The sequence below is a fragment of the Cellulomonas alba genome (assembly GCF_030362835.1).
GTDB lineage: Bacteria > Actinomycetota > Actinomycetes > Actinomycetales > Cellulomonadaceae > Cellulomonas > Cellulomonas alba.
In genome coordinates this window covers 139,878-152,349 of sequence record NZ_JAUCGQ010000001.1, presented here as the reverse complement: position 1 = coordinate 152,349, position 12,472 = coordinate 139,878, and the positions used below count along the sequence as shown (strand labels likewise).

At 73.4% G+C, this 12,472-nt stretch carries 11 protein-coding genes; 7 read left to right on the top strand and 4 right to left on the bottom strand.

Going from position 1 to position 12,472, the window contains the following annotated elements; genetic code table 11:
• The first annotated feature begins 94 nt into the window (after window positions 1–94).
• The 5 genes from yajC to QRT04_RS00690 all read left to right on the top strand — a co-directional run bounded on the left by yajC (window position 95) and on the right by QRT04_RS00690 (window position 6,538).
• Window positions 95–508 (top strand): preprotein translocase subunit YajC, encoded by a 414-nt coding sequence (yajC, locus tag QRT04_RS00710; RefSeq protein ID WP_289452964.1) that lies wholly within the window; start codon window positions 95–97, stop codon window positions 506–508.
• Between the two features lie 88 nt (window positions 509–596).
• A complete protein-coding gene (gene secD, locus QRT04_RS00705) occupies window positions 597–2,468 on the top strand; it encodes a protein translocase subunit SecD (RefSeq protein ID WP_289452963.1) in 1,872 nt (623 codons plus the stop codon).
• A complete protein-coding gene (gene secF / locus QRT04_RS00700) occupies window positions 2,468–3,568 on the top strand; it encodes a protein translocase subunit SecF (protein WP_289452962.1) in 1,101 nt (366 codons plus the stop codon). The genes secD and secF overlap by 1 nt, the downstream gene beginning before the upstream one ends.
• Window positions 3,565–4,143 (top strand): adenine phosphoribosyltransferase, encoded by a 579-nt coding sequence (locus tag QRT04_RS00695; RefSeq protein WP_289452961.1) that lies wholly within the window; start codon window positions 3,565–3,567, stop codon window positions 4,141–4,143. The genes secF and QRT04_RS00695 overlap by 4 nt, the downstream gene beginning before the upstream one ends.
• 67 nt (window positions 4,144–4,210) lie before the next feature.
• Entirely contained in the window at window positions 4,211–6,538 is a 2,328-nt protein-coding gene (locus QRT04_RS00690) for a RelA/SpoT family protein (protein ID WP_289452960.1), read from the top strand.
• A gap of 96 nt (window positions 6,539–6,634) precedes the next feature.
• Here QRT04_RS00690 and QRT04_RS00685 read toward each other — a convergent pair whose 3' ends face one another.
• The 3 genes from QRT04_RS00685 to QRT04_RS00675 form a co-directional block, all read right to left on the bottom strand.
• Complete coding sequence (locus tag QRT04_RS00685) at window positions 6,635–7,216, bottom strand: hypothetical protein (protein WP_289452959.1); 582 nt, start codon at window positions 7,214–7,216, stop codon at window positions 6,635–6,637.
• A 116-nt stretch (window positions 7,217–7,332) separates the two neighbouring features.
• Complete coding sequence (locus QRT04_RS00680; RefSeq protein ID WP_289452958.1) at window positions 7,333–9,279, bottom strand: DUF349 domain-containing protein; 1,947 nt, start codon at window positions 9,277–9,279, stop codon at window positions 7,333–7,335.
• A complete protein-coding gene (locus QRT04_RS00675; RefSeq protein ID WP_289452957.1) occupies window positions 9,276–10,025 on the bottom strand; it encodes a peptidylprolyl isomerase in 750 nt (249 codons plus the stop codon). Before QRT04_RS00675 ends, QRT04_RS00680 begins: the two co-directional genes overlap by 4 nt.
• Before the next feature lie 153 nt (window positions 10,026–10,178).
• Here QRT04_RS00675 and QRT04_RS00670 point away from each other — a divergent pair, with 153 nt between their 5' ends.
• Window positions 10,179–10,898 carry an MBL fold metallo-hydrolase gene (locus QRT04_RS00670; protein ID WP_289452956.1) on the top strand — a complete coding sequence of 240 codons (720 nt, stop codon included), beginning with the start codon at window positions 10,179–10,181 and terminating at the stop codon, window positions 10,896–10,898.
• Between the two features lie 63 nt (window positions 10,899–10,961).
• Complete coding sequence (hisS, locus tag QRT04_RS00665; RefSeq protein WP_289452955.1) at window positions 10,962–12,317, top strand: histidine--tRNA ligase; 1,356 nt, start codon at window positions 10,962–10,964, stop codon at window positions 12,315–12,317.
• Here hisS and QRT04_RS00660 read toward each other — a convergent pair.
• Entirely contained in the window at window positions 12,310–12,429 is a 120-nt protein-coding gene (locus tag QRT04_RS00660) for a tryptophan-rich sensory protein (RefSeq protein ID WP_289452954.1), read from the bottom strand. The two genes, hisS and QRT04_RS00660, sit on opposite strands and share 8 nt — an antisense overlap.
• Window positions 12,430–12,472 lie beyond the last annotated feature (43 nt).

Below are 12,472 nucleotides of genomic sequence, written 5' to 3'. Positions count from 1 at the left end.
CGGGAACCCGGCGTGGGGGCCGGGCGTTGGAGCGTCCAGCCGCTGCGCCTAGACTGCGGCGGACACCCACGACAGACCGGAGCAGCACCCCCTCATGGATGCCACCTTCCTGATCATCCTCGTCCTCGCCGTCGGCGGCCTCTGGCTCATGTCGAGCCGCCAGCGCAAGACGCAGGCCGCGGCGAACGAGTTCCGCAACAACCTGGTGGCGGGCGACGAGGTCATGACCGGCTCCGGGCTGTTCGGCACGGTCGTCGACGTCGAGGGCGACGTCGTGACGCTCGAGTCCACCCCCGGCCAGCAGACCCGTTGGCTGCGGGCGGCCATCGCCAAGAAGATCGAGCCGCCGGTCGAGGCCGACGAGATCGAGGCGGGCTCCACCGCGGTCGACCCGGCCATCGCCGAGGCCGAGCGGATCCAGCGCGCGAACGACGAGGTGATCGACGTCCCCGACGACCTGTCGTCGCTGCCGCCGCGCAAGGACGACGACGAGGACGGCAAGAACTAGGACCACCACCCGACCCGGGTGACGACGCCCGGGTCCTGGACCCCACCGACCGCACCGCGGTCGGTGCGCGCACGAGAGAAGACTTCCGTTGGCCCCTCCCACCCGCCGCTCGAGGCCCTGGCGCACGCTCGCGGCGCTCGGCGTGCTCATCGCGATCATCTACGGCGTGCTCGCCGTCGGCGTCGCCACCGGCAAGGCGTCCTGGACGCCGAAGCTGGCGCTCGACCTCGAGGGTGGTACGCAGATCATCCTCACGCCGAAGGCGACCGACGCGACGACCGGCAAGATCACGTCGAACACGATCAACCAGGCGATCGACGTGATCCGCCAGCGCATCGACGCCTCGGGTGTCGCGGAGGCGCAGATCTCGGCGCAGGGGTCGAACAACATCGTCGTCGCGCTGCCCGGGCACCCGAGCGAGGCGACGCTGGACCTCGTCCGCACGTCGGCGCAGATGCAGATGCGCCCGGTGCTGCTCGAGGCCGGGCCGGCCGTGAGCACGGAGCCGACTCCGTCGGCCACCGACGCCGCGACGCCCGCCGCCACGCCGACGCCGACGCCGGAGGCGACCGCGTCGCAGAAGTACGCGAAGGCCGCTGACCCGACGCCCGCGCCGACGGCGACCGCCCCGGCAGCGCCCTCGAGCCCGAGCGACGCGAGCTACTACCTCACGCCCGAGGTGCAGCAGCAGTTCGAGAAGCTCGACTGCACGGACGTGAAGAACCGCGGCGGCGGCGACATGGGCGACCCTGACAAGGCGTTCGTCACCTGCGACCAGCAGGGCCAGGCGAAGTACGTGCTCGGCCCGGTCGAGATCGAGGGCAAGGACGTCAAGAGCGCGGCCTCGGGCCTCAACACGCTGCCCGGCGGCGGTACCGGTTCCGACTGGGTCGTGGACGTCACCTTCAACAGCAAGGGCGCCAAGCAGTTCGCGGACATCACCGAGCGGCTCAAGTCGCAGACGAGCCCGCTGAACCAGTTCGCGTTCGTCCTCGACGGCAACGTCATCTCGGCGCCGTCCGTCAGCGTGATCATCCCCGACGGCCGCGCGCAGATCTCGGGCTCGTTCACGCGGGACTCGGCCGCGACGCTCGCCAACCAGCTGAACTTCGGCTCGCTGCCGATCCAGTTCCAGGTGCAGAGCGAGGAGCAGATCTCGGCGACGCTCGGCACCGACCAGCTGCAGAAGGGCCTCATCGCCGGCGCGATCGGCCTCGTGCTCGTGGTGCTCTACTCGATGCTCCAGTACCGCGCCCTCTCGTCGCTGACGGTCGGCTCGCTGGTCGTCGCGTCGATCCTCACCTACGGCGTCATCACGATCCTGTCCTGGATCCAGGGCTACCGGCTCTCGCTCGCGGGTGTCGCCGGTCTGATCGTGGCCATCGGCATCACCGCGGACTCGTTCATCGTGTACTTCGAGCGCATCCGTGACGAGCTGCGGGAGGGCCGGACGCTGCCCGCGTCCGTCGACCGGGGCTGGGAGCGCGCGCGCCGCACGATCCTGGCGTCCGACACCGTGAACCTGATCGCGGCCGTCGTGCTGTACTTCCTCGCGGTCGGCAGCGTGCGCGGCTTCGCGTTCACGCTCGGCCTCACCACCGTGATCGACGTCGTGGTCGTGTTCCTCTTCACGCACCCCGTCATGCAGCTGCTCAGCGGCACGCGCTACTTCGGTGGCGGTCACCGCTGGTCGGGCCTCGACCCGCGCCGCCTCGGCGTCACGACCGCCCGGTACGCCGGCCGCGGCCGCGTCGTCACGGCGGCGAGCACCGCACCGGCGGCCACCGAGGTCGCGGCGGACGAGCCGGCGCCGGCGCGCGAGCCCGTCCCGGTCGGCACGCCCGGCATGACGATCGCCGAGCGCCGCGCCGCCGCGAAGGCGGCGGCCGCCAAGGCGACCGCGGACGAGCCTCAGCAGTCCGAGCCCGAGGCCGGACGCACCGACGGGAGTGAGCACTGATGGCGCAGGGCTTCGCCCAGTGGGGCAACGACCTCTACACGGGGCGCCGGTCGTACGCGATCGTCGGCCGCCGTCGCATCTGGTACGCCATCTCGGCCGTCCTGGTCGTGCTCTCCGTGGTGTTCCTCATCAAGCCCGGCCTCAACCCGGGCATCGAGTTCCGCGGCGGCCAGGAGTTCGACATCGCGTCGACCGCGAACCCGGACCAGCAGCTCGCGGTCGACACCGTGCAGAGCATCGCCCCCGGCGAGGCACCCGAGGTGACGACGGTCGGCAAGTCCGGCCTGCGGATCCAGACCTCGCAGCTGACGGCCGACCAGGTCCAGCAGGTCAAGGACGCGCTGAAGACGGCGTTCGACGTCGACGACAGCAAGGTCAGCGCCGAGTACATCGGCCCCACCTGGGGTGCGGACATCACGAAGAAGGCCGTCACCGGCATCATCGTGTTCCTGATCTTCGTGACCGCGGTCATGACGATCTACTTCCGCAACTGGCGGATGGCGGTCGCGGGCCTCATCGCCCTGTTCCACGACCTGATCATCACGGTCGGCATCTACGCCGCGGTCGGCTGGGAGGTCACGCCGGCGACGGTGATCGGCTTCCTGACGATCCTCGGGTACTCGATGTACGACACCGTCGTGGTGTTCGACAAGGTCCGCGAGAACACGGCGGACACGCTCGACCAGACGCGGTTCACGTACGCCGAGAAGGCGAACCTCGCGGTCAACCAGACGCTCGTGCGGTCGATCAACACGTCGGTCGTGGCGCTGCTGCCGGTCGCGGCGATCCTGTTCGTCGGCGCGTTCGTGCTCGGCACGGGCACGCTGCGGGACATCGCGCTCGCGCTGTTCGTCGGCATGCTCGTCGGCACGTTCTCGTCGATCTTCCTGGCGACGCCCCTCGAGGTGTCGCTGCGCGAGCGCGAGACGGCGATCTCGGCGCACACCCGCAAGGTGCTCACGGCGCGCGCCGCACGCCCCGCGGGCGACGACGTCTCGCAGGTCGAGCTCGCGGGCGTCACCCACTCGGCGGGCCAGCTCCGGCCGGGCTCGCACCAGGGTCAGGGCGCGCAGCCGAAGCGGCGCAAGCCCACGCGATGACGCACCCCACCGCGTCGTCGGGGACGCCTTCGGGCGTCCCCGACGCACGCGACGAGCTCGTCGCCCGCATCGAGGGCCTCGTCCGGCTCGTGCCGGACTACCCCTCGCCCGGGATCCTGTTCCGCGACATCACGCCGCTGCTCGCCGACGGTCCGGCGTTCGCGGCCGTCGTCGAGGCGATCGCATCGAGCGTCGACGGGCCGGTCGACCTCGTCGCCGGCATGGAGGCGCGCGGGTTCCTGCTCGCGGCGCCCGTCGCCCTGGCGCTCGGCGCAGGGCTCGTGCCGGTGCGGAAGGCCGGCAAGCTGCCCGGACCGACCGCGTCGGAGAGCTACGCGCTCGAGTACGGGGAGGCGACGGTCGAGCTGCACCCGTTCACCGTGCCCGAGGGCGCGCGCGTGCTCGTCATCGACGACGTCCTCGCCACGGGAGGAACAGCCGCGGCGACGGTCGCGTTGTTCGAGCACTGCAAGGCGCACGTCGTCGGGTTGTCGTTCCTCGTCGAGCTCGACGCCCTCCGCGGCCGGGACCGGCTCGCCGGTCATCGGGTGGAGACCCTGCTGCACATCGCCTGACCTGCGCCTTCGGGGTGCTGCGTGCCTCGGGACGTAGACTGACCGCCTGTCCAGCAAGGGGGTGCGCATGGCCGACGACGTCCGGACGTCCGATGTCGCGACGGGCAACGCCTCCGACAGCGCTGCGCTGTCGGCGAGCCGGGTGCGCGCGCGACTCGCCCGGTTCGGCTCGCGCGGCGGCCCCGCGTTCCCCGCGCTGGAGCCCGTGCTCCAGGCGGCCCGCACCAACCACCCGAAGGCCGACCTGACGGTCGTCGAGCAGGCGTACGTGGTCGCCGAGAAGGCGCACCGCGGGCAGCTCCGCAAGAGCGGCGACCCGTACATCACGCACCCCGTCGCCGTCGCGACGATCCTCGCCGAGCTCGGCATGACGCCCTCGACGCTCGCGGCGGCACTGCTGCACGACACGGTCGAGGACACCGAGTACTCGCTCGAGCAGCTGCGCCGCGAGTTCGGCCCCGAGGTCGCGATGCTCGTCGACGGCGTCACGAAGCTCGACAAGGTGACGTACGGCGACGCCGCGCAGGCCGAGACGGTCCGCAAGATGGTCGTCGCGATGGCGCGCGACATCCGCGTGCTCGTCATCAAGCTCGCGGACCGGCTGCACAACGCGCGCACCTGGAAGTTCGTCTCGCCGCAGTCCGCCGAGAAGAAGGCGCGCGAGACGCTCGAGATCTACGCGCCGCTGGCCCACCGGCTCGGCATGAACACGATCAAGTGGGAGCTCGAGGACCTCTCGTTCGCGACCCTGTACCCCAAGGTCTACGACGAGATCGTCCACCTCGTCGCCGAGCGCGCGCCCGCGCGCGAGGAGTACCTCGCCGTCGTCCGCGAGCAGGTCGGCGCCGACCTGCGCACCGCGAAGATCAAGGCCACCGTGACGGGCCGGCCGAAGCACTACTACTCGATCTACCAGAAGATGATCGTCCGCGGCCGCGACTTCACGGACATCTACGACCTGGTGGGCGTGCGCGTGCTCGTCGACACGGTCCGCGACTGCTACGCGGCGCTCGGCGCGCTGCACGCGCGGTGGAACCCGGTGCCCGGCCGGTTCAAGGACTACATCGCGATGCCGAAGTTCAACCTCTACCAGTCGCTGCACACCACGGTGATCGGGCCCGGCGGCAAGCCCGTCGAGATCCAGATCCGCACGCACGACATGCACCGCCGCGCGGAGTACGGCGTCGCCGCGCACTGGAAGTACAAGGAGAGCGCGAAGGGCTCCGGCGGGGCGCAGGACACCGCGAGCAACGACATGGCGTGGCTGCGCCAGCTCGTGGACTGGCAGAAGGAGACGGCGGACCCGACCGAGTTCCTCGACTCGCTCCGTTTCGAGATCGCGGGCTCCGAGGTCTACGTCTTCACGCCGAAGGGCGACGTGATGGCGTTGCCGCAGGGCTCGACGCCCGTCGACTTCGCGTACGCCGTCCACACCGAGGTCGGCCACCGGACGATGGGCGCGCGCGTCAACGGCCGGCTCGTGCCGCTCGACTCGGTGCTCGAGAACGGCGACGTGGTCGACGTGTTCACGTCGAAGTCCGAGACGGCCGGGCCCTCGCGCGACTGGCTCGGGTTCGTCAAGAGCCCGCGTGCCCGCAACAAGATCCGCCAGTGGTTCTCCAAGGAGCGCCGCGAGGAGGCCGTCGAGCACGGCAAGGACTCGATCGCCAAGGCGATGCGCAAGCAGAACCTGCCGATCCAGCGGCTGCTCTCGCACGAGGCGCTCGTCGCGCTCGCCAACGAGATGCGCTACGCCGACGTCTCCGCGCTGTACGCGGCGGTGGGCGAGGGCCAGGTGTCGGCGGCGAACGTCGTGCAGCGGCTCGTGCAGTCGCTCGGCGGCGAGACGGGTACCGAGGAGGACCTCGCCGAGACGGCGCGCCCCGGCCCGACCGCGCGGCGCGTCCGGACCGGCGACCCCGGGGTCGTCGTCAAGGGCGTCGACGACGTGTGGGTCAAGCTCGCGAAGTGCTGCACGCCGGTGCCGGGCGACGACATCGTGGGGTTCGTGACACGCGGTGCGGGCGTCAGCGTGCACCGGACGGACTGCATCAACGTCGAGAGCCTGCGGCGCGAGCCGGAGCGCATGGTCGACGTGCAGTGGAGCCACACGAGCTCGTCGCTGTTCCTCGTGCAGATCCAGGTCGAGGCGCTCGACCGCAGCCGGCTGCTCTCCGACGTGACGCGGGTCCTCTCGGACCACCACGTGAACATCCTGTCCGCGTCGGTGTCGACGTCCCGGGACCGGGTCGCGTTGTCGCGGTTCGTGTTCGAGATGGCGGAGCCGTCGCACCTCGCGTCCGTGCTCGCCGCCGTGCGCAAGGTCGAGGGCGTGTTCGACGTGTACCGGATCACGGGCGCGAAGGCGGCCGAGACGCCGGTCGTCCGGGCCTGACCGCGGCGTCGGCGCCGTGACGCCTCGCGGTCGCCTCAGGGACGGCCGTCCGCGGGCCGCAGCGGGGCGCCCGCCCGCCGGCGGTGCGGTGCTGGCTCAGCCGGGTGCCGCACGTGCGCAGTCGGTGAGCACGGTCCGGGCGCGCCGGACACCGCGCGCCGGCCCGAGCCGGGCGAGCTCGTCGAGCGCGAGCAGCGGGTCGAAGCCGACGCCACGCAGCGCCGCGAGCAGCGGCGCGGCCCGCGCGGGGGGCTCGCTCCGCGCGACGTCGAGGCCGGTCCGCTGCACGGACGTGACGCGAACGGGTCCGATCGGCTGGGCGTCGCCGGGGGAGAGGTGGGCCTCGGCCGCGGTGCGCAGCGGGTGCGGGTCGGTGCGCCGGCTTCCCGGCGCGAACAGCAGGTCGACGCGCGCCGGCAGCGGTCCGCCGACGTGCACCCACGCGGCGCTGGCTCGTCCCACGACGGCGCGCGTCGGCACGAGCGGCGACAGGCCGCGCGCACGGAGCTCGGGCGTCTCCGCGAGGTCCGCGCGCACCGCGACGTCCTGCCACAGCGGCCGCAGCACGCCGTCGCGCAGCAGCCCGAACCAGGCCGCGTCGCCGACGTCCTCGCGGCGCACGGTCGACGGCACCGGCACGTGGGCGGGGCGGCTGCGAAACGGTGCCAGGGCGGTCATCCCGTCAGGATGCCGGGGGACCTCGTGGCCGAGCGCCTCCGGGCGCGGGGCTGTGGACGACTGCGGGCACCGGCCGTCGGTGGACGGCTCGGTGCCCGCGGAGGTCGTGGCGTGCGTCAGCCGCGTGCGTCCTGCGCGGCCCGCTGGACCTGCTCGAGCCAGGCGCGTCGGGCGTCGAGCGCGGCCTGCGCGTCCGCGATCTTGCGGGCGTCACCGGCGGCCTTCGCCTGGGCGAGGTCGGCCTCGAGGCCCGCGATCGCCTGCTCGAGCTGCGCGGCGGCACCCTCGGCGCGGGCGCGCGTCTCCGGGTTCGTGCGCCGCCACTGCGACTGGTCGGCCTCGCGCACCGCGGACTCCACGGCCCGCAGGCGACCCTCGATGCGCTGGATGTCGCCCCGCGGGACCTTGCCAGCCGCCTCCCAGCGGTCCTGGATCGAGCGCAGCGACGCCTTCGCGGCCGCGAGGTCACGCACGGGGACGAGCGCCTCGGCCTCGCTCAGCAGCTGCTCCTTGACCTCGAGGTTCGCGCGGAACTCGGTGTCCGTGGCGGCAGCCTGCGCGTCGCGCGCAGCGAAGAACGTGTCCTGAGCGGCCCGGAAGCGGGCCCACAGCGCGTCGTCGTCGGCGCGGCTCGCCCGGCCGGCCGCCTTCCACTGCGTCATGAGGTCGCGGAACTGGCCCGCCGTCGCGCCCCAGTCCGTGCTGGACGACAGGCTCTCGGCCTCGGCGACGAGCCGCTCCTTGGCGTCCTTCGCCGCGGTGTTGCGGCTCTCGAGCTCGGCGAAGAAGTGCCGACGCTCGCGGTCGAACGTCGTCCGCGCGTGGCTGAACCGCTTCCAGAGCGACTCCTCGGTGGGCCGGTCCAGGCGCGGACCCGAGCGCTGCGCGTCCTTCCACTGGTCCAGCAGGGCACGGAGCTGCTCGCCCGCCGGTCGCCACTGGATGCGCGAGGGATCCGTCGACGCGATCTTCTCGGCCTGCTCGACGATCGCCGTGCGGGCGGCGACGGCGGTCTCGCGCGCGGCGGCGCGCTCGGCCTCGGCCACGGCGCGACGCTCGGCGGCGGTCCCGCGCAGGGCCTCGAGCCGCGCGCGCAGGCCGTCGAGGTTGCCGACGGCCGCGGGCTCCGCCACCTCCTCGGTCAGCCGCGCGAGCGTCTGGTCGATCTCCTTGATCGAGAGGTCGGTCGCGCCGAGGCGCTGCTCGAAGAGCGAGACCTTGGCCTGCACGTCGAGGAACCGCCGCACGTAGAGCGCGAGCGCCTCCTCGGTGCTCGCGCCCGGGAACTGCCCGACGGCGCGCTCGCCCGCGGCCTCGCGGACGTAGACCGTGCCCTCCTCGTCGACGCGACCGAACGTCGCGGCGTGCGCGGCCTCCGCCGCGTCGACCGGGGGAGCGACGGGCGCCGCGGGTGCAGCCGCCGCGGGCTGGCTGGGTGCCTGCACGGCCGGGGGACGCGGCACCGGACGGATCGAGGCGGGCGTCGGGTGCGGGCCGGGCGTCGGGCGCGGCGCCGGGGCGGGGCTGGGGGTCGCCGCAGGCGCCTCGTCCGCGGGAGCGGCGGGCTCGTCCGCCGGCGTGGCGGCCTCAGACGGCTCGGCGTCGCCGTCGGCAGGCGCCGCGGCGTCGTCAGCAGGGCGACCGGTCACGGCCGCACGGGCCTCCTCGGCGGGCGCGTCGGCCTCGGGCGCGGGTGCTGCGATCTCGTCGGCGTCTGCGGCCGGCTCCTCGGCCTCGGACGCGGAACCGCCGGCCGCGGGCTCGTCGGCCTCGGCCGTCGGCGCCGCGGCGGCCGGCTCGTCTTCCCCGGCCGTCGCACCGTCAGCCTCAGGCTGAGCCGCCTCAGGCTCGCCGGCCTCGGCCGTCCGGGCCTCGCCCTCGGGCGCGCCGGTCTCTGCCGTCGCGCCCTCGCCCTCGGGTGCGCCGGTCTCTGCCGTCGCGACGTCACCGTCAGCGAGGTGGCTCGGGGTCGCGGGTGCGGCGTCGGTCGTCTCGGTGGTGGAGACGGTCACCTCGGGGGCCTCGTCAGGCTCGGGGGAGGAGGACGTCGGGTTCTGGGTCACTGGGTCTCCACCTTCTGGATGATGACGTCGTTCTTCGGAGCGCCGTCGGGCTGGCCGTCGGCGGTCCCGGCGGCGGCGATGTCCTTGATCACCTGCAGCCCGGACGTGACCTTGCCGAAGATCGTGTAGCCGCCGGCCGAGTCGGCGGGGATGGTCGAGTCCTGGTAGACGATGAAGAACTGGCTCCCCATCGAGCTGGCGTCGTTCCCGGCGCGGGCCATCGCGATGGTCCCGGCGGGGTAGACGTTGTCGCTCGGCGCGTTCTCGATCGGGCCCCAGGTGTAGCCCGGGGTGCCGGAGGCCGTGCCGTCAGGGGAACCGCACTGCAGCACGTACAGCCCGGACCCCTCGGTCGTGACGCGGTGGCACTTCGTGTCGTCGAAGAACCCGGCCGCGGCGAGCGTGGTGAAGTTCGCCACCGCCTGCGGCGCGGCATGGCCGTCGAGCGAGATGCCGACCTTGCCGCCGTTGAACGTGATGTCGCCCGTCCAGGTGCGGTCGCCCGCGACGGAGGGGTCGGGTGCCGAGAGCGTCGAGGTCGGCGTGGGGGTCGGGCTCTGCGCGGCCGACGAGCCGCCGTTCGCTACGGCGATCCACACGACGACCGCGAGGACGAGGACGACGCCGCCGGCGATCGAGCCGGCGAGCACGCGCTGCCGGCGGTGACGCGCGCGCGCCTCCACCTGACGCTGCTGCCACTTCTCGAACCGGCGGCGCTCGTACTCACGTTCGCGCTTGGTCGACACGCACGCTCCTCGCATCACGACGACGGCAGGGGCGTCCTGCCGCGCTGCACCCAGGGACTCGGCACAGTCTAGGCAAGCGAGCGGGTCCCGCCGCCACGCAGGTCGGCGCCCGGATGCGTCGCCGGCCGACGGAGCCCCGGCTACGTTGGGCCGGTGCAGCTCGTGAGCATCGGAGGCGCCGTCTTCGGGGCGTGGTGCCACCTGCTCGTCGACGGGGACGCGCGCTGCGTCGTGGTGGACGCCGGCGCGGGCGTGGCCGCCGAGGTCGCGGGTCTCGTCGCCGCGCGACGCGTGCGGCCGACGGCGGTCCTCGCGACGCACGGTCACGCCGACCACACGTGGGACGCCGCGCAGCTCGCGGACGCCTGGGACGTGCCCGTCGTGCTGCACGCGGCCGACGCGTACCGGCTGCGTGACCCGTTCGGCACGCTCGGCGTGCTCGGGTCGGCGCCGCACGACCCGCGGGGCCCGCTGGCCGAGGCGCTCGCGAGCGTCGGGCGCGACCCGGCGTCGTACCGGCCCCCGAGCCGCGTGGAGACGTTCGGCGCGGTCGACGACGACCCCACGCCCGACGTCGAGCTCTACCTCGGCGGCGTCCACCTCGTCGCGCGTCACGCGCCGGGGCACACCGAGGGCTCGACGCTCTACCTCACGGAGCTCGACGACGGGACGCCGCTCGCGCTGACGGGCGACGTGCTGTTCGCGGGCACGATCGGCCGGACGGACCTGCCCGGCGGCGACGAGCGGCGCATGGCCCGCACGCTGACCGAGGTGGTGCGCGGCCTGGACCCCGGCACGGTCGTCGTTCCTGGTCACGGTCCGACGAGCACCATGGGGCGCGAGCTGCGCACCAACCCGTTCCTCCTCGGCTGACGAGCCGCCGCCGGGCCGGGCATCGGTCCGCGCGGGCCCGACCGTCTGGAAGGATCGGGGGCCATGGCGCGACCGACCCCCCTGTCCGGATTCCCCGAGTGGCTGCCCGACGGGCGCATCGTCGAGCAGCACGTGCTCGACACGCTGCGCCGGACGTTCGAGCTGCACGGGTTCGCGGGCGTCGAGACGCGCGCGGTCGAGCCGCTCGACCAGCTGCTGCGCAAGGGCGAGACCTCGAAGGAGGTCTACGTGCTGCGCCGCCTGCAGGAGGACGCCGCGGCACCCGACCGGGGTGACCAGCTCGGCCTGCACTTCGACCTGACGGTGCCGTTCGCGCGGTATGTGCTGGAGAACGCCGGCCACCTCGCGTTCCCGTTCCGGCGCTACCAGATCCAGAAGGTGTGGCGCGGCGAGCGTCCTCAGGACGGCCGGTTCCGCGAGTTCGTGCAGGCCGACATCGACGTGGTCGGCGCAGGGGAGCTGCCGTACCACTACGAGGTCGAGCTGCCGCTCGTGATGGCCGAGGCGCTCGGCGCGCTGCGCGACATCGGCGTGCCGCCGGTGCGCATCCTCGTCAACAACCGCAAGGTCGCCGAGGGCTTCTACCGCGGGCTCGGGCTCGACGACGTCGACGCCGTGCTCCGCAGCATCGACAAGCTGGACAAGGTCGGCGGGGACGAGGTCGCCCGCCTGCTGGTGGCCGAGGCCGGCGCGTCCCCCGAGCAGGCCGCGGCGTGCCTCGAGCTCGCGGCGATCAGCGGCGACGACGCGACGGTCGTCGACCGGGTGCGCGCGCTCGCCGCGTCGCGCTCCGTCACGCACGAGCTGCTCGACACGGGCCTCGACGAGCTCGGTGCGCTCATCGCCGCGGCCACCGTCCGAGCGCCGGGCGTCGTGGTCGCCGACCTGAAGATCGCCCGCGGCCTCGACTACTACACGGGTTCCGTCTACGAGACGGTGCTGGTCGGGCACGAGCAGCTCGGCTCGATCTGCTCTGGCGGGCGGTACGACACCCTGGCGTCCGACGGCGCGACCACGTACCCCGGCGTCGGGCTCTCGATCGGGGTGTCACGCCTCGTCTCGCGGCTCATCGGCGGCGGGCTCGTGCGGGCCACGCGTTCGGTGCCGAGCGCCGTGCTCGTCGCGGTGACGAACGAGGACGCCCGGCCGCAGTCCGACGCGGTCGCCGCGGCGCTCAGGTCCCGCGGTATCCCTGTCGAGGTCGCGCCCAGCGCCGCCAAGTTCGGCAAGCAGATCCGCCACGCCGACCGTCGCGGCATCCCGTTCGTGTGGTTCGCGGGCGAGGCGGGCGACGAGGTCAAGGACATCCGGTCGGGGGAGCAGGTGCCGGCCGACGCCGCGACGTGGGAGCCCCCGGCGGACGACTGGTGGCCCCGCGCGGAGCCCGCGCTCAGCTGAGGACGGCGACGCCGAGGTTGAGCGTCGTCGCGTACGCGACCCACGCGCGGTAGGGCACGAGCAGCCTTGCGGCCGCCCGGCTGTGACGGCTGAACGCGACGGCCGTGGCCACGAGGACACGAGGCGCCCGTTGAAGAAGACGGGCGTCCAGGCGG

Excerpts from the sequence above, each read along its gene's own strand:
- yajC (WP_289452964.1), top strand. The coding sequence starts at position 95 with ATGGATGCCACCTTCCTGATCATCCTCGTCCTCGCCGTCGGCGGCCTC.
- secF (WP_289452962.1), top strand. The coding sequence starts at position 2,468 with ATGGCGCAGGGCTTCGCCCAGTGGGGCAACGACCTCTACACGGGGCGC.
- QRT04_RS00695 (WP_289452961.1), top strand. The coding sequence starts at position 3,565 with ATGACGCACCCCACCGCGTCGTCGGGGACGCCTTCGGGCGTCCCCGAC.
- QRT04_RS00690 (WP_289452960.1), top strand. The coding sequence starts at position 4,211 with ATGGCCGACGACGTCCGGACGTCCGATGTCGCGACGGGCAACGCCTCC.
- QRT04_RS00685 (WP_289452959.1), bottom strand. The coding sequence starts at position 7,216 with ATGACCGCCCTGGCACCGTTTCGCAGCCGCCCCGCCCACGTGCCGGTG.
- hisS (WP_289452955.1), top strand. The coding sequence starts at position 10,962 with ATGGCGCGACCGACCCCCCTGTCCGGATTCCCCGAGTGGCTGCCCGAC.